This is a genomic window from Botrimarina sp., from assembly GCF_040219535.1.
GTDB lineage: Bacteria > Planctomycetota > Planctomycetia > Pirellulales > Lacipirellulaceae > Botrimarina.
The window spans coordinates 40,142-57,257 of sequence record NZ_JAVJSH010000022.1; the positions used below are offsets into that span (position 1 = coordinate 40,142).

The following is a 17,116-nucleotide window of genomic DNA, read 5'->3' on the forward strand; positions in this document are numbered from 1 at the left end:
ATCGCCGCCTACGGCGCGTCGCCCGACGCCGCGTCTGCGGGCGTGGGCAACAGCTCGATGGTGGGCGGCGGTTCGTTGGCGGCAGCCGGTGGCTCCACTTCTTCCCCCGGCGACAGCGCCGAGGCTTCGGCAGGATCCCCCGCGTCCGCGAGCGTGGGCGCCCCGTCGTAGGTCGGTACGAGCGCCTCGTCGGTCAGCCGGCCGGCGACGAGCCTCAGACGCAACTGGGCGAGAAACAAGTCGGTGCGGGCATAGAACTGCTCTGCCTGGGCTTCTGCTAATGCGGTCGCTGCGTCGGCGCACTCGGACTGGAAGACCATGCCGCTAGAAAATCGCTCGCGGACCCAGCGTTCGTGCTCGGTCGCGTAGGCGACGCGTCGCTCCGCGACTTGCACGGCCGCTTCCCGCTCTGCTCTGCCGTTCCAAGCGTCGAGGACCTCCGCGGCGACGATCGATTGGAGCTCACGCAGCCGAGCGTGCGCAGCCGCGGCGCGACTCGAGGCGGCCTCGGCGGTGTGCCGCCGCTTGCCGCCGTCGAGCAGGGCCCAGTCCAGGTAGACGCCAGCCGAACCAATGGATTGCGGCGTCTGGTACGGGTTCTCCTGGTAGTCGAACGACACCTCCGCGGATACCTGCGGCCGCCGCGCGGCCGACCACGACGCCGACTCATAGCGATGGCCGGCGATCACCTCGCGCACCTCGGCGAGGTCCGGCCTGCAGGCGATCGCGCAGTTCGTTAGATCCTGTAAAGGATCCGAGAGCCAGACCACCGAGGGCTCGACGAGTTTTTCTACACACGCGTCTCCGCGCCCGAGGGCGTGTTCGTACTCGAGCAAGGCGCGCGACAGGGAGTTACGGCACTCGAGCAACCCCAGCTCGTCGCGGGCCACCTGCAGCCGTGAGCCGGCCAAGTCACGGTCGGTGGCGTGCTGGTTGGCCTGCCGCCGCTGGGTGTCCGCCAGCCGTTGGCGGCTGGCGGACAGACGCTGCGCCGCCACGCCCACCGCCCGTTCCGCCTGCAAGATCCCGATGTAAGCTTCGGCCACGCGCATGCGCGTTTGCATGCCCACCCAGGTGCTGGCCTCGGTCGACGCGTCGTGCCGAGCGTCGGCCGCGGCGATCGCGCTGCCGACTCGGCCGGCCGTCCACAACGGCGCCGCGGCCCGCACCGAGAAGGCCGCGTTGTTCTGCGGCGCATACGGGAGTTCGAACCGCGACGGCCCGCCCGGCAGCGGGGCCCCCGTCAGAAACCGCGCGTCGCTGGTGCGGGTGGTGTATCCGGTCCTGAGCGACGCGTTGGGTCGCGCCTGGGCCGAAGCGACAAGCAGTTCTTGCCCTGCGGCCGCGGCCTCGGTCCGGCTCGCTTCGACTAGGGGTGCGTCGCTAAGGGCGATCCTCCAAGCGTCGCCGAGGGTGTGCGCCGCGAGCGCCGGTGCGGCAGCGACTATCGCCACGAGCGACACGGTGCGGCGCAAGAGCATGGCAGGCGCACAAAAGAGGACCTCTCCGGGCGATAACGGCGGACCGCTTCCCCCTCATAGTTCGACCCGCGACGCGCCGCGACGCCTGGCCACGGCGGGCCGCCCGCAGGGTTTGGCCAAACGCCCGGGGCCTCGCTAGCAGCCAGCGGGAGCCGAGACGTCACGAGGGATGGTCGTGGGGCGCGTCGGAGGTAGAGGGCGGCTTGGCCAGCGGGTCGCCAAAGTGCGGACCGAAGTCGCGGCGGGACTCTTTCAACCTGCCGACGTTTGCTTCGCTGAGATCCGCCGCCAAGTCGCTCAACAGGCGGTTGATGCGGGACAGCTCACGACAGTACACGCTGTTCGAACGCTCTCCCGTACCCAGGCCGAGTAGGAACGCGATCAACACGCCAGCGACCGCGGCAACCACCCTGGCGAACGGACTCGTAGACACGGCCACGATCACCACGCAGCCAATCCCGCAGGCGACGGCCAAGACCGCAAGCGCCCGTGTCGTCATCCGCTTGGCCCCTCGGGTCGTGGCTCATTGCTCAGAGCCAGCGCCGCCTGCGCCGGACGAGTCCCGTAGCTTGGTCGCTCTACCGGAAGTCTACGCCGCCGGAACCTCGGCGCCGTGCGGTTACCTGACATGCCCCCCCTGCTCCGCGCCGGTGGACTCGGGGCGGATTCGGGGCCGCACGACGGGGCTTAGCGCCCGCCCCCGGCCCGCGAGTAGTACCTCGAAGTGTTCTGGAACTGCGAACGTGAGCTGGGCTGCTGAAACCAGCTAGAGCTGCCGGTAGCGGGGCCTGCCGCTTCCTGGGTCCGCAGCAGGTTGGTCCGCAGCTGGGTGAGCTCTTGATTCTGGAGCAGCTGAATTTGTTGCGTTTCCTGTTCGAACTGGAACTGCTGCAGTTGCGGCCGGACGAGCGAGTAGTAGTTCGGCACCGGCGAACGGTTCTCGCGCAGCAGGTTCAGGTAGGGGCTGACCGTGGGCCGCGCGGGGCTGTACCGCTGCCGGACCTGCGCATGGGCGCCCGGCGCCAGCACGGCCCCAGCTAGCAGCACGATCGCGCCGACGGCCAGCGCCCGGCCGGCTGCCCGCTGAGTTCGATAGTCAAGTCGCATCATTACCCCAGTATGCGAGAAATGGCCGTGCCGAATGGACCAGAAACTCCGTTTAACTGCGTTTTGATATCGGTAACGTAGAAAATGATCTGAAGGAATCTGCCCGACGCTTCCGATCTCCCGATTGTACAGCGTTATCGCCTCGACGGGCGAGTGTGTGCGACGAGCCCTTTCTCGGATTGTCCGGAGCCACGATGGCGGCGCCAAAAGGTCTACTGCTGCTGCGGATCTCCTTGGCCACGCTCATGGCGTGCCCAGGCTGCGGCTTGGTTTACCCCGGCACACGACCGCACGGACCCCGCGGGGCCGTGCCGGCGAGCGTCCCTCGGGAGCTCTCCAAAGTCACGATGCCCGACTACCTGATCGAGCCGCCAGACGTGCTCGAGATCGCCGCGATCAGGCTGGTTCCCAAGTCGCCGTACACGCTGCAGCCCCTCGACTCGGTGGTCATCGCTACCTCCGGCGTGCTGCCGGAAGAGGACGTCACCGGCGAGTACACGGTCCAACCGGACGGCACGATCCAGCTCGGCTTCAAGATCGGGTCGGTGCAGGCCGCCGGCCTCACCGTGGACCAGCTCGAGGAGTACCTGCTCTCGCGGCTTAGCGAGATCTACCGCGAACCCCAAGCCTGGGTGACCCTCAGCGCCCTGGGCGCCCAGCAACAAGTGGCCGGAGAACACCTCGTCGCGCCCGACGGCAAGGTCAACCTCGGCACGTACGGGCGGGTCCGGGTGGTCGGGCTGACGATCGAAGAGGCGCGGGCGACGATCGAGGCCCACCTGTCGAACTACCTCGAGGAGCCGCAGATCGCGGTCGACGTGCTGGGCTACAACAGCAAGGTCTACTACGTGGTGACCCAGGGCGCCGGGCTCGGCGACCGGGTCGCCATCCTGCCGGTCCGCGGCAACGAGACCGTCATCGACGCGATCGGGCAGATCGCCGGCTTGACCTCGCTGCAAAGCACTCGGATGTGGGTCGCGCGGCCGGGCGGCAACCACTGCGGCGGCGACCAGGTCTTGCCGGTCGACTGGCTGGCGATCACCCAACGGGGCGACACCACCACCAACTACCAGCTGATGGCCGGCGACCGGCTGTTCGTCTCCGAAGACAAGCTCGTGGCTTTCGACACCCAACTCGGGAAGCTGATCGCACCGGTTGAACGGGTGTTCGGCTTCACCCTGCTGGGCAACTCGGTCGTCCGCACCGTCGGCCAAGGCAGTGGCGGCGGCAACGGGTTCGGGGGCTTCGGCGGGTTCTGATCGACGGCTGGCGTGGCCGGGCGCCGCGGCGCGACGGCCTGTGTAACTGACGAATGTGAAATCACCTTAGCGTGAAAGGCCGGAGTCCACTGTGGTCACTCGACTCGTGATGCTCGCGCTCACCGCCGGCTTGGTGCTAGGCTGCCGCCACGGCGCCTTCACCGTGCGAGAGCAGGAGCTGTGCTGCCCGACCGACGTCCGCCAAAAGCACTGCTGGTGCTGGGGAGAAGACTCCATCTTCGACACGCCGTGCGCCGTCGACGAGGCGTACCACGGCCACAAGCCGACCTGCTGGCGCGAATGGGACGCTCCGGCCGCTGTCTGGCGAGACGAGTTCTGCGGCGTGCGCGCCTGCCAAGCAGGGATCGTCCACGAGGGACCAGTCGGCGGGACCATCGTCCCCGGCAGCGAGGTGATCTCGGATCAACCCACGTTGCTGCCGCCGGAGTCGTCGCCCGCGGCGCCATCGGCAGAAGCGGTCGCGTCGCCGCCGCCGGCAGAGCCAAGCCGACGGCTCGACAGCGCGCCAGCTCCCGAGCCGGCCCCCGACGATCGGCCGGCGCCCGAGACGCGGCCCGCGCCAGCTCAACCCGATCGGATCGACACGATCGAGCTGCCCGAGCTGCCCGCGGCGCCGCAGTCGCGTCGCGGCGGAGCACCCGCGTACGGCCTCCCGACCGACGCCGAGCTCACGAACGGCCCGCTGCCGACCGCGCCGGCCTTGGCGATGCCCTCGACCGATCCGAAGACCGACCCGGCGCCCGAGAAAGAGTTCGAGCTCCGGATCATCCAAGAAACGGGCTACACGCCGAAGCCGCGGAACTCCTCGCGGACGCCGTACGGGTTCGACTTCGTCAAGTGATGCCCCGCGTCGTCCGGCGCGTCAGGGCGCGTTGCTCACGATGAGCGGGCCCAAGCGCCGCGACACCGACAAGGGCAACCGCCGCCAGACTTGCTGAGCGGCGTCAAGCGCGCGGCTAGGGGCGTCCGCCGGCGAGCCGTCGTCATCGGCGACGCGGCCGTGGCGGAACCAAGCGAGCGGCGCATCCTGCGCGCCCCATTGCCGCTTGAACCGGTGCTGCCCGGAGTCGCGCGTGCTGCGGCCGAAGCGGAACCACGCCCGACCGTCGTCGGCAGCGTCGGCCAGCACTCGCCAGTAAAGGCCGTGGTTCACGCACAGCGAGTTGCTCGCCCGCAAGCTCGACGCCCACGGGATGTCGGCGGCGTCGCCGTTGGCGAGCACCAGCCCGGCGCCGACCGGTTCGCCCGCCGCCCGTGCGACATAGACCGCCGCCGCATCGCCGAGCGCTCCGCAAAGCTCTTCGAAGAAAGCGCGGCTATGCGACGGGCTTCCTAGGTCACGCATGTTCTGCGAGTAGATCTTGTAGAACGCCCCGACGAGCTCCGCCCCGCCGCGATCGACTTCGACGCCACTCTTTTGCGACTTCCGGACCTGGTTGCGGACCTTCGCCGAAAGCCCCGACCAGAGCGCGTCGGCCCCCGCGGGCAGTCGCAGCCGCGCCAGCACCTTGTCCGCCCCGTCGACTCCCCATCCCGCCGGCGGCGCCGCGGCGCAGGTCGTGGGCTGCTTCGTTACGACCTCGAAACGAGCGCCCTCGCTCCGCGCGAGTGCGACCGCGTGGCTCAAGAGCTGTCGCACCGCCTCCGGCGATCCGACGGCGCCGGCTTCGTCGACCCACGGCAGCGACGTGAGCCGCGCCCCGAACACCCGGCTGCTTTGTCTCACCAACGGCATGACCCCGGCCGGTCGGCCCCCTGCCGTCGCAACGAGCCACCACGACTTCAGCCCGTACGTGGCGAAGGCTTCTCTCCAGCCCGGGTGGTGGTAGATCCCGCCAAACTCCGACGACGCGGCCGCGTAGCGCCGGTGGTCGTCGACGACGGTGACCGCCGCGACGTCTTGGGGCGCAGGCTCCGTCGTGTACGACATGTCGCTCACTCGCGTTCGGGCGCCGCAGCGGGGCCGGGCTCGACGCCGAGACCCTTGTAGACTTGGGCCATCTTGTCCATCCGCGCTGCGAAGCTGTACCGCGCTTCGACGACGCGTCGGCCTTCTCGGGCCAGACGCTCCCGCAGGGCCGGGTCTCCGACTAATCGTGTGAGGCCCTCGCGCAGCGCTGCGTTGTCTCCGGGCGGCACGACCAGGCCGCTCTCCCCGTGTTCGATGAGCCGCGGCACGCCGGCCACGCGGGTTGCAACGACCGGCGTGCCCAACGCCATCGCTTCCAAGACCACGTTGGGCAACCCCTCTCGGAGGCTGCTCAGAGCGTACGCGTCCATCGCTTCGAACCACGGCGCAGGGTCCGGTTGGAAACCGACCAAGCGGACCCGCTCGCGCAGCCCGTGAGCATCGATCTGACGCTGCAACGCGTTTCTCTCGCCCCCCTCGCCCAGGATCACCCCCTGGATCGGCAGGCCCGCGTCGACCATTTCACCCAGCACGGCGATCAGCCGGTCGAATCCCTTCTCGGGCGACAGCCGACCGACCGCGCCGATCAACAGCCCCTCGGCAGGCAACCCTAGCGCCTGCTTCGCAGCGTGCGGTGCGCGGCGCCGACGGAACCGGTCGGTGTCGATGGCGTTCTCGATCAGCACGAGCCGCTCCTGGGCTACGCCAGCCCGCCCGCACCGATCGACGAGGTCCGGCGACACGCACACGACGCGCTCGTATCGCCGCAACGCCCAGCGATCGACCGCGTAGTACAGCGGCGTCACACGCGTGTGGTGGACCCACCCATGCACGGTCGACACCAGCCGCATCGGGCGCCGACGCGCGACCAACAAACCGAGCACGTTGGTCTTGTAATCGTGGCCGTGCCAGACATCCACGCCCAGCCGCCGACAGGCCTCCGCCGCACGCCGCACGACGCTCGCGTCCCAGAAGCCGCGGTCGTCGATCTCGACGAGGTCCGCTTGGCAGTCCAGCGCACGCTGGCGGATCCTCTCAAAGCCCGAGTCGCCCGGCGACCGCAGGTACATGCAGACCGAATCGTAGCCCCGGGCGCGGAGGGTGCGCGGCGAGTTCAGGACCGTCTTGTCAGGCCCTCCCCCTTCACCTGCGACGACCCGCGCGTGGAGGATCATCGGCCGCCTCACGCTCGTGGCTGGCTCGCTCGCCGGGCCTTGCAGCGTTTCTAGGGAGTGATAGCTCACGGCCGGCGCCCGCTCACGAGGGAATCGATCGCCGCGGCGAACGCGGCCGACTTCGCGTCCCACGACTCGTCCTTCAACCGAGCCCGCGCCGCCTTCTGCTCGCTCGGCAGCCCTTGCTCGATCCGCCGGAGGGTTGCGGACACGAACCCCTCGGCGGTGTCGACCACGTCGAGGCAGTCCGCCCACGGCGCCGTGGCGGGGAGCCTCCGCACCACGCAGGGCCTCCCGGTAGCCAGGTACTCTTTCATCTTCAGCGGCTGCATCGCTTGCGTCGCGGGCAGGTCGCGGTAGGGCATGACCAGCGCGCCGGCCGACGCGGCCAACGCGGGGAGCTTGTTGTAGTCGACCGGGCCTAGCAGACGGACCCTCGGGTGAGCCGTCACCGCGGCGTCGATGCTCTCCACCGGCCCGGCGAGCACCACCGCGCCGCGTCCGAGCTCGGCGAGCCGGTCGGCCAACGCACCAACCCAAGCGGACTCCATACGCCGGTCGATCAAGCCCCAGAACAACGCGTCGGCGTGCTCGCCGGCGCCCGACCCGCCCTCCCAGTGCTCGAGGTCGACGCCGTGCGTGACGAGCTCCGCGTCGCGCCCCAGGCGCCCCAAACGCCGCTGCAGGTGCTCGCTGACACAGACAACGCCGTCCACCGCCCGAAGCAGCTCGCGTTCCATCTGACACAGGGTCGACCGATCCAGCCCAGGCCACTCCGCCAAGTCGTCCACGCAGTAATACAGCCAAGCGTCGACGTCGAGCCGCCCGACCAGATCGGCCGCTAGGGGAAGAGTCGTCACGGCCACGCGGGGGCGCGGCGAGGGGGCGATACGTTGGTTGATGGCTCGCGTTAGCAAGTCGCGGTTCACGCGGCGTTGGACCCGGCCGCCAAACGAGGGCCACATCACGGGCGAGAGCACTTGCGGGGCGCCCCGGCCGGCGGCGTCGGGTGCGTCGGACCGCGGGTTGGCGGGCTTTAGCCACCCGGCCGCTTTCTCGGCTCCCCTCCGCAAGGTCGCCAAGTCGATCGAGGGCCTCCGTGTGCCGATGGTGTTCACCCAGTAGACCGCACGCGTCGGCAACAGGCGCCGCACGAGGTGCTGACAACTCGAGGGGTGCCGCCCCCAGTCGTCGGCGAACACAACCAGCGTGGCCGGTGCGCTTCCCTCAACACGCGCCCCTTCGCGCCGGTCCATCAAACGCTCACCTCGCACCGTAGGCCGGCGCGTGGGCGTGGCGGGGCGCTTGCTCGTAGACCTCGTGCTCTATCGCAAGCGGCTCTTCGATCTCGCCCTCCGCGTCGAGCCGCAGCAGCACACACGCGACCACCGGGAGCAAGTAGCACGACTCGATGAGCGTGCCGGCGCTGAACATGCTGCCCACGAAGTAGGCCGGCGCCCCGGAAAGCACCGCAATCGTCGCGGCGCACTCGGTCGGGCCCGCGGCCAAGTACCGGCGGCGGTTTTTGTAAACGGCCCAGAACGGGATGAAGAAGTAGCCGAGATACGCGATCAGGCCCGGGATGCCGGTCTCCGCGCCGACCTCGAATATCAAGTTGTGCAGCGCCTTCATTTTGCGATCCAGGCCCCCCTCGTAGTAGATCGGCACGTAGTACCGGCTCACGTACGGGCCGACTCCCGTGAACGGGTAGTCGGCGATCATCCGTGCGCCGGCCGACCAGAGGTAGAAGCGGCTCTCTGCCGAGCTGTCGAGCTCTTCGGTCGGGGCGAAGGCCGAAGAGAACTCCTTGACCACCGGGGGCCCAGCCAGCACGGCCACGAACACGGCGGCCGTCGCCGTCAAGCGGATATTCCGTTTGGTCTTCGGCATGAACCACAGAGCCAACACCGCCAGGACCAACGCGGCGAGCATCGCGCCGCGCGACTCTACCAGCATGAACTGGTGCGCCTGAAGCGTGGCCGCGGCCAGGCAGCCGTACACGAGGTACTTCTTCTGGAAGCCCAACACGCCCCCCACGGCGATCGCCATCATCGGGAGGGTGAGCAGCGAGTAGGTGTTGTTGTCGAGTTGGCTGGAGCCCCAATTCCGCATGATCCAACGGGTCACGCCGGTCTCGAAGTAGTCCAGATTGATCTGGTAAGCGTTGTAAGCAGACCCGACGACACAAGCGATCAGCAGCATCTTCAGGTGCTTGCGGTCGTCGATCAACCAGATCGAGAGGGCCGCCACCAACGCGATCTTCCAGATCACGCTCATGTAGTAAGCGCCTTCGAAGTGGTACGCGCTCTGCTGCCAGCTGGCCCACGCGAGTGCGAGGAACAGCAACAGACTAGCGATCGCCCACCTACCGACCCCGCTCGGCGGCCGCACCCTGCCTAGCGTGAGCGCCGCCCCGGCCGCCAGCGAGAAGAAGATCCACTTCTGATAGCCCGGGTCGGGGGGGAGGGCCCAACGCCAGTTCCAGGCCGGGTCGAGCAGCGCGATGAAGTAGAACAGAATGCACCCGACAGCCGGGCGAGTGACCGCGGTCACACACCCAGCGACGATCAGGCCGATGATGACATAATGCCCCACTCTACACTGCTACTCCGTAACGCCCGGGCTCACATCGGGCCGGGCAGGTTTGTCCTCTGACTCGCGTTCAGCCGCGCTGACCGCAGACGCGCGGTACGCTATCACAACCGGGAACCGCTCCGTCGCCGACTGATTGGGCTTCCACACCTGCGGGTAGCACACCCAAAGCAGGCCGGTTCCCTGATCGATCGTGATCGAACGCCCGATCCGATTGATCCCCTTTTCTGCCTCGTCGAATCGGTAGAACTCGTAGTACTCCCTCGGGCAGCCCAGCGGCCAACGCTTAAGCCGTGCGACGTCAACGAATGCCTCGGCGTCGTAGATATAAAGCACGTTCTTTACCGGGGCGCCCCAGCCCTCGGTCTGAGCACGGTATTTCTGTTCACCAGCCCCGTACGCGGCCAGGTAGAGCACACCCTCGAAGCCATCGATTTTTAGCCAGCATCCGTTTCCCTTGATGGTGCCGGTCCAGTATCCGACGCCCTCGTGTACGGGGTAGTACCAATTCATATCGGTTGTGTAATCGGCGAACGCTTCCGGGACATACCGCTTGCCCTCGGAGAATGGCACCCCCCCTACTTCCGCGGTCGCCAAGTGGTCGAGCAAGACCACGGCCTCGGGGTTCTCCTGCGGCTCGAGGCTCATCGCCGCGAGCGTCGGGCCGATCGCGGCCCCTTGCCCGCTGCTGTACCCGCCTGCGATGAATGCGAAGCGTTTGCCGTCGAGGTGCTCGGTGGCGAATCCCTCTGGGATCAGTCCGAAGCCGCCCGAGAACTTGTGCATCGGCAGCGGAACGCTCGGGGTAACCGGGAGGACCTCGCCCGAGTTGTAGTCGACGACAGCGAGCCACTGCTCCGGGTCCGATTTGGTGTGGTACCAGATGTCGGTGCCAAACCACAAACGCTCTACCGCAGGGTCGAACAATATCCCCCCCGGAGAATGGTATCCTCGGGGCCCTCGGTCGCCGTACAGCTCGTGCTGTGTCCACACCCGGTCGGGGGAGGAGGCCTCCGTGAGCAGCGGCCACTTCGCCGGGTCGCCGTCCATCGAGCCCATCTCGGCGACGGTGTGCGACTCCAAGAACTGCTTGCCGATCTTGCCGTTCTCGTGCCAGAAGACGGTCCGGCCGTCCTCGAAAGTGTGCACCGCTATCGAACCGTTCGTGTACCCGGTGCTGCGACTGGCGCCGGCCTCGTGGGGTCGATGGAAGCTCGAATATACCGGGACCCGGTAGCCACCGACCGGCGTGAGCCGGAGGCCGCCAAACTCGGCGGCGCAGGCGACTCCGCCCAGAGCAGCGGCGGCGAGCAGCGTCGCGCAGGCCTTCACTAGGACGCGCCGTTCGCTAACGAAGCTTCGTGTTCTCCCCATTCGTGCTTTACCCTCTCGGCAGTGTTGGCCGCGCAACCTTCACTTAGCTGTCTTCCCACTGGACGCACGGGAATCGATGCCGCAGCGAGAACTCGAACACCGCGCGGTTCTTGTAGTAGCTATTGGCATACATGCGAACACTCTTGCCAAGTAACGCAGCAGCGATGGTTACGTGCAGTCGATTCGTGCGCACTTCCCGGTAGTGCTTTACACGCGTCAGGAGTGTGTGACACGCCCACTCAGCGGAGCGAACGTCTTCGTATGCGAACGGAATCCGTGCGGGCAGGTCCCAGTTGCCATACGGAACAGGGGTTGGCGTACGCTCGTGATCGCTTCGCATGCAAATGAGACAATCGCCACGATAAAGCGTTCTCGTTCGTAGTAGCTCGTCCTTGAAATAGCTGACCGTAGGTCCCTTTGGCAGCAAAGCTTGTCTGCCGGGCCGATTCGCCAAGTCGCTGAACAGCCTGCGGAGCAAGCGGCCGGCAACTGAGAAGGGCGGGCTGCGTGTCAGTATTTCCTCCGCATCCAACTGCAGCGCTAGATCTTCGGCCAATGCGATTTCGCAACCGCCTGCATGTGCTACGACGTGCTGATAGCTCGGTACTTCTCGACAATACAGAACTGTTCCAGGCCCAAGGCTTCTGAGCAACTGTTCGCAGCCAGTGACGGTGTGTGGAAGCAACACACTAAGGCTTGACTTACTATTGCAGTGCGTCAAGAACTCTGCTGCAGGGCTGCTTTCACTGCCGAGATTTCCGCCCCCCCCGTAAACGACAACTTTTCCCGCTGGGTTGAAACCGACGAGAGTTTTCTCGATTACGTAGGGCACTCGGTACTTCGAAAACAGCCGCACCGCAGCAAGCATGATTAGTGCATCGCCTGCGTTCCCTGGATTCGGAAAGTAATGGACGATCTGGCCCTCGGCCCGCAGCCGTTCGAAGATCTCGTCGGGCGGAACCACGGGGATCTCGCGCTCGCCGACGAGCTCGGTCCGCTTCGGCTCGGCGTGTAGCGGCGGGGTCGGGGCGGGGGTCATGTTCGTACGCAGCCGGCGAGCCACTGGTAGTCGCTGCGGTGGCGCTCGGCCTCGGTCGGGTTCCAGTATCGCATGTTGTTCAGCGTGTTGACCTTCACGGCCAAGGGGCCCGCGTCACCGATGGGCTCTCCGGCGGTCTCGGCTATCTTCTTGTGCAACCGCTGCACCGCGGCCTGTGGCGACATCCGCTCGCTCACCCAATCTTCGGGCGAGGCCTCAGCTGTCGCGTCGGCGTAGCGGAGGAGCGTGTCGGGGAGCGACCGCTCGTCGGCGAAACAACCCGTCTGCTCGTTGACGTAGTCGTGGTGGTGGCCGTAGTTGAAGCCCTCTCGCATGACGATCGGGGTGTCGCTGAACAAGGCTTCGATGACGGCGCGGTTGAAGCCTTCGCGCCGCGACCAAAGGACCTTCACCTTCGCGCGCCGGACTCGCTCCGCGGTCTGCTCGGGAGTCAAGCGGTCTTCGAAGGTTATCCAGTCAGACACTCCGTACAGCCGGGCCACGGCTCGGACCTCCTCGACGCTCCGGCCCTGCGGGTAGCCAACGCAGACCCCGTTGAGCCGGCGCCCCCGCCGCTTCACCTCGGCGAGCGCCGCAAAGAAGCGGTGGTGCCGCTTGAAATCGGACCAACTCGCGACCATCGCGAAGTCGTAGGGGCGATCGCCGTCGGCTGCTGGTGCGAAGACCCGGGGGTCGGTCCACCAGTTCGCGGCGATGGCCACCGGCGTCAAGTTGCCGCCGACTCGCTGCAGATAGCTCGCATCGTATGGCTCGATCGCCTGCACGAACACCGGCTGCGAGAGCCGCGTGAAGGTCAGTATCTCTGGGGTGCAGAAGCCCGCCCAACTCGGCTCGAGCACGATGTGGTATCGGCTGGCGACCTTCTCCACGTCGTAGTGCTTGTGGAACCACGGGTAGACGTACGAGTACGACAGGTTGAGCACGCCCTTGTGGCGTTCGCCGGGCGATCGCAACACGATGGCCAGTGTCGGGAACACGTTGCGGGGGTCTTTCCGCAGGCCCGCCGGGATGTTCGCGTCGGCGGTCGCGATCGCGTGGTCGATAGCGGCCGCCACCGGCTTGGCGCCCTGCCGCGCGTGCCGCCTGACCATCCCCTCCACCAGCCAGTTCGTCGACCGCAAGCGGCCGCTCCGGTGTGTCGCCGCCAACAGGCCGAATCCGCGCCGGCGGGCGGGCGTGTACACGAGCGCCGCTCCGGCCGCCCACGCCGCCAACCGGATCGCCGGGCCGAGAACCGGTGACTGGTACTCGAGGTACTCCCGCGCCCTCAGCTTCAGAAGCCGCAGCCGGATCCGCCGCCGCTCGCGCGCGCCGAGGGGATCGGCCGCGGGCGACGTGGTCTCGCTCGGCCGCTTTTCGACGGGTTCAACAGTCAAATCGGACACGCTGGCCTACGAAGCGAGAAGGGCGACCACGCCCACGAGGATCAGCGCTGCTACACCGACGGCGCCCCCGGCGACGATCAGCTTCGCCCGCCGCACCGCCCGCGCCTTCTGCGGCGTGAACCGCGGCTTCGGGGGCGGGTCGATCTCCGGCGCCGGCGCGGTGGACAGCTCGCCGGCCCCCGCGCGGATCGCCCGGTAGCTGAAGCCCGAGCCGAGCAGCAGCGCGAGCGGGCGCGTGTAGCGGGCCGCGGGGGTCGCCAGCAACTCCTCTACCGCGTGGGCGAAGAAGTACTCGCCCCGCTCCAGGTAACGCTCCCGCCGCGACGCGTCGGCCGCGTGTCGCGCGGCGAAGTGGAAGACCTCGCTCTTGCGGACGTCCTGCGCGCTCCAGGTCTCGGTCGGGTACTCGAGGATGTCGGGCTTCGTGAGGTAAGGGTACTCGTGCTCGGCCATCCAGTCGGCGTAAGCGAGCAGTGTCTGCCGGCCGTACGCGTAAGCCTCGTCGTGCTCGCCGTGCTCGTGCTTGATCTCCAGGTACCGGCCGAGCGCCTGCAGGTACAGGTTGTAGTACCAGCGGGTCTCGGCGTCGAGCAAGTCGAGCGCGTGTTGGTCGTCGCGCGGGTGGACGACGCGGCGCATCAACTCCTCGACGCGGTCGAGGTAGCGCCCGTCGCCGGTCAGCTCGAACGCGGTGAGGAGCGTTTCGGTCGCGTTGCCGGGGCCGCGGCCGGGGCCGTGGTAATCGGGGTTCCCACTCGAACTGGACAGCCCGGTCGGCCCTCCCGCGAGCCAGCGGAAGGGGGTGCGCGACCCGTCCTCCATGGCGAGGACCCACTCGGCGCAGGCGACGACGGCGTCGCGGGCCGCGCGGTCGCCGGTCAGGTAGTAGTAGAGCCGCAGGCCGCGGGTGTAGGTCTGTTCGGCGCTGGGCCCGCCGCCGATCGTGCCGGAAGGGTAGCTGCGGTGGTTGGCTTTGCCGGCGTCGAGGTAATGGATCGTGTGCCAGAAGAGGCCGTGGTTGTAGGCCGCCTTGTCCTCGTCGGTGTGGTAGAGGTCGATGTCGATCACGTGCCGCGCGTGGTCCTCCATCAACTCCCACCACCGCGGGTCGCCCCCACCAAGCGCCCTGACGCCGAGTCCGAACACGAGGTCGTACTGGTTGTTCCAGTGGGACACGAGCGGCGGTTCGGGGGGAGAGAACGCGGCCTCGTGGTCGCCGTACGCGTCGCCGAAGTGGCGCCAGCCGTACTCGTCGATGACCTCGCGTTTGGCCAGCAGGCTCGACTCTCCGTCGACGGCCTCGGTGACAAGGCGGCGGTAGCCCCCGTGCTCGCCGTCGGTGGGGCGGACGAAGCGTTCGGCGCCGCTCGCCGCGACGCTCTCCGGGTCGGGCCAGAACGGCGCGGTGTGATCGACCGAAGCGAGCACGTCGGCGCCGCTTGCGTGTTCGGCGATCCAGACCACGTGGGTCTTCTGCTCTCCGCCCTGCAGCTCGTGCGGCGCGGCGGCCTCGCGCGGGAAGAGGCCGACGCGGAGGCCGTCGCCGCGGCTCTCGATCGCCTTCGGGAAGTTCTGCCAGAACCGCTCGACCGCCACGGCGAACGCCCCGCCGGCGTGCGTGCACGCGACGACCGGCTCGGCGCGACGGCCTTCGGTCGTCTGGCCGTCGGCTTCGAGTCGGTAGCCGCGGAACGGCAGCGGGACGACGCCGTCGCGGTTCACGTGGTTGCTCGAGTCCCACCGCTCCCCGCCGCTGGAGGCCTGCAAGAGCGACAGCTTGTCGGCCGCGGTGGTGGAGCTCCCGGCGTCGCCGAGGTCGCAGCGGAACGAGGTCGCGTCGGCCGGGGCGGTGACGGCGAGGGAGAGGTCCCGGATCAACACCGACCCGGCGTCGCCCAGCTCCCACACGCCGCCGGCGTGGGCGGCGCGGCGGCGGTTGCGCACGGTGAGATGCGTGCGTCGGAGAGTCGAATCGGCGTAGAAGTGCGACTCGGCGAAGACGTCCAGGCCGGTATCGTAGCTACCGGCGAGCAGCCGCCCCGAAGTGCGGACGCCCACGCGCACCGGTCCCTCGGCAAGAAGCTCGACCCCGGTGACGTCCACCCGCACCGAATCCGATTGGGGCAGGCTGGCTTCGAGCAGCACACGGACGGCGTTGTCCGATTGCCCGAAGAGCGCGCCACCCGGCCCGAAGCGCCACGCGGACGCGTCGCGGCGCACGACGATTGCATCGCCTTCCCGCTCGACGGTCGCTTGGCGGTCGGGCGTGTTGGCGGGCGTGGGGGCGTCGTCGGTCAGGCGGACCTCGTCGGCGCCGTCGTGCAGCCACTCGCACAGCAGCCACTTGACCGACGCGTCGGGCCAACGCTGCAAGACCGCCGCTTGCAGCGGCAGCGGAGAGTCGCCCCGGCCTATCAGCCGGAGCCGCGAGGCCTCTCGCACGGCGCCGCGCGGGAGCGGGACGCCCATCCGGCACGGTGTGCCGAGAGCGACCGCCGCCCGGCGCCGCAGCACGAGGCTGCGCTGCGCCCGCGTCGACTCGTGTTGCCCGGTCGGGGTTGCGCTCTGGGTCGGCATCAGGGGGTGGCTCTCGAATTCGACAGGGCGGTCATGGCGATCGCCGCGCACCGGCGCCAGGAGTGCGTCTCGGTCACCCACTGCCGGGCGCCGGCGCCGAGCTTGGCCCGGCGGTTAGGGTCGTCCCACAGCTCACCGAGGGCGGCCGCCCACTGCTCGGCGCGTTCGCACCGCACGACCGTCTCGTGCCCGGCGAGGTTGAGGCCGGCGACCGCGGTCGGGCTAACCACGATCGGCCGCGCCATCGCGGCCGCTTCGAGGAGCTTGTTCTTGATCCCCGCGCCGCTGATGAACGGGAGCACGACGACCTGACGCTTGGCGATCTCGTCGCGCAGGTCGGGCAGGTCGGCTATCACCTCAACGCCCGGCGCCTGGCAGAGCCGGCGGACCTCGTCGCAGGGGTTGAATCCGAAGACGCTGAACGTGGCGCCGGGGCGCTGCTTGATGAGCCGCGGCCAGACCGTCGTCAGGAACCAACGGAGGGCGTCGATGTTGGGCTCGAAATCGAGCCGCCCCCAGAACACCGCGCTCTGAGAGATCTCCTCGCTCTGGACCGGTTGAAAGTGCGTCGCGTCGACGCCGTTCGGCACCACGTCCACCGCCCGCACGCCCATCACTCGCCGCACGGCGCGGGCGTCGGCCTCGGAGACCACCCACACACGATCGATGGCCGGCGCGAAGGCGCGTTCGTAGAAGCCCTTGACGGCGGCCGCTTTCAGATTGGGGTACGTCTTGGGACGCAACGCGGAGAAGAGCGTCCAGTGGTGCAGGACCCACTCGTCGGCGGCGTACCAGACGCGCTGTGCCCCGCGAACGGCGGACAGATAAGGGAGCACGCCGAGCCCCACGGCGACCACCGCGTCGGCCTCGAGCTCGCGAGCCAACGCGCCGACCCCCGCGATGTGCTCGTCGGGCACGCCCCAGTACGACGCGAACTTCCGCTGCGCCCAGGTCATGTCCGAAGCGGCGGCTCCGTTCGGTTTCGGCGCGTTGCCGAAATCGCCGCGCCAGGCGAGGTCCAGGCCGCTCGTCGCCTCGTCCGTGGCTGGCTCTCGCGTCAACAGCGCCACCTCGGCGCCGCGCGCGGCCAAGGCGCGCATCATCTCGTAGGTGTGAACGTCGTGCCCGCTCGAGCGGGGGTACGCGAGGCCGGGTTTTACAAACAGGAAACGCAAG

General features: G+C 68.4%; 14 protein-coding genes. 2 read left to right on the plus strand and 12 right to left on the minus strand.

Annotated features, from left to right (window positions below; genetic code table 11):
• Positions 1-8: 8 nt before the first annotated feature.
• The 3 genes from RIC11_RS13565 to RIC11_RS13575 all read right to left on the minus strand — a co-directional run bounded on the left by RIC11_RS13565 (position 9) and on the right by RIC11_RS13575 (position 2,588).
• On the minus strand, positions 9-1,481 hold the full coding sequence (locus RIC11_RS13565) for a TolC family protein (protein WP_350212147.1): 1,473 nt from the start codon (positions 1,479-1,481) through the stop codon (positions 9-11).
• A 160-nt stretch (positions 1,482-1,641) separates the two neighbouring features.
• Positions 1,642-1,980 carry a hypothetical protein gene (locus tag RIC11_RS13570; RefSeq protein ID WP_350212149.1) on the minus strand — a complete coding sequence of 113 codons (339 nt, stop codon included), beginning with the start codon at positions 1,978-1,980 and terminating at the stop codon, positions 1,642-1,644.
• Positions 1,981-2,168: 188 nt separating this feature from the next.
• Entirely contained in the window at positions 2,169-2,588 is a 420-nt protein-coding gene (locus RIC11_RS13575; protein WP_350212151.1) for a hypothetical protein, read from the minus strand.
• A gap of 347 nt (positions 2,589-2,935) precedes the next feature.
• On the opposite strand from RIC11_RS13575, the gene RIC11_RS13580 reads away from it, so the two are divergent.
• Positions 2,936-3,847: a polysaccharide biosynthesis/export family protein gene (locus tag RIC11_RS13580; RefSeq protein WP_350212153.1), complete on the plus strand. Its 912-nt coding sequence runs from the start codon at positions 2,936-2,938 to the stop codon at positions 3,845-3,847.
• A 91-nt stretch (positions 3,848-3,938) separates the two neighbouring features.
• Positions 3,939-4,709, plus strand: a complete 771-nt coding sequence (locus tag RIC11_RS13585) for a hypothetical protein (protein WP_350212155.1) — start codon at positions 3,939-3,941, stop codon at positions 4,707-4,709.
• Positions 4,710-4,730: 21 nt separating this feature from the next.
• On the opposite strand, the gene RIC11_RS13590 is transcribed toward RIC11_RS13585, so the two are convergent.
• The 9 genes from RIC11_RS13590 to RIC11_RS13630 all read right to left on the minus strand — a co-directional run bounded on the left by RIC11_RS13590 (position 4,731) and on the right by RIC11_RS13630 (position 17,115).
• On the minus strand, positions 4,731-5,798 hold the full coding sequence (locus RIC11_RS13590) for a GNAT family N-acetyltransferase (RefSeq protein ID WP_350212157.1): 1,068 nt from the start codon (positions 5,796-5,798) through the stop codon (positions 4,731-4,733).
• Between the two features lie 5 nt (positions 5,799-5,803).
• Positions 5,804-7,021: a glycosyltransferase gene (locus RIC11_RS13595; RefSeq protein WP_350212159.1), complete on the minus strand. Its 1,218-nt coding sequence runs from the start codon at positions 7,019-7,021 to the stop codon at positions 5,804-5,806.
• The gene (locus RIC11_RS13600; RefSeq protein ID WP_350212161.1) at positions 7,018-8,208 is read right to left on the minus strand and encodes a glycosyltransferase family protein; all 1,191 of its coding nucleotides are present in this window, start codon (positions 8,206-8,208) and stop codon (positions 7,018-7,020) included. Before RIC11_RS13600 ends, RIC11_RS13595 begins: the two co-directional genes overlap by 4 nt.
• 7 nt (positions 8,209-8,215) lie before the next feature.
• The gene (locus RIC11_RS13605) at positions 8,216-9,547 is read right to left on the minus strand and encodes an O-antigen ligase family protein (RefSeq protein ID WP_350212163.1); all 1,332 of its coding nucleotides are present in this window, start codon (positions 9,545-9,547) and stop codon (positions 8,216-8,218) included.
• A 9-nt stretch (positions 9,548-9,556) separates the two neighbouring features.
• Entirely contained in the window at positions 9,557-10,876 is a 1,320-nt protein-coding gene (locus RIC11_RS13610; RefSeq protein ID WP_350212165.1) for a hypothetical protein, read from the minus strand.
• 85 nt (positions 10,877-10,961) lie between these two features.
• The gene (locus RIC11_RS13615; RefSeq protein WP_350212277.1) at positions 10,962-11,864 is read right to left on the minus strand and encodes a polysaccharide pyruvyl transferase family protein; all 903 of its coding nucleotides are present in this window, start codon (positions 11,862-11,864) and stop codon (positions 10,962-10,964) included.
• Positions 11,865-11,953: 89 nt separating this feature from the next.
• Positions 11,954-13,354: a glycosyltransferase gene (locus RIC11_RS13620; protein ID WP_350212167.1), complete on the minus strand. Its 1,401-nt coding sequence runs from the start codon at positions 13,352-13,354 to the stop codon at positions 11,954-11,956.
• Between the two features lie 15 nt (positions 13,355-13,369).
• Complete coding sequence (locus RIC11_RS13625) at positions 13,370-15,940, minus strand: RIFT barrel domain-containing protein (protein ID WP_350212169.1); 2,571 nt, start codon at positions 15,938-15,940, stop codon at positions 13,370-13,372.
• On the minus strand, positions 15,940-17,115 hold the full coding sequence (locus RIC11_RS13630) for a glycosyltransferase family 4 protein (protein WP_350212171.1): 1,176 nt from the start codon (positions 17,113-17,115) through the stop codon (positions 15,940-15,942). The genes RIC11_RS13625 and RIC11_RS13630 overlap by 1 nt, the downstream gene beginning before the upstream one ends.
• Position 17,116 lies beyond the last annotated feature (1 nt).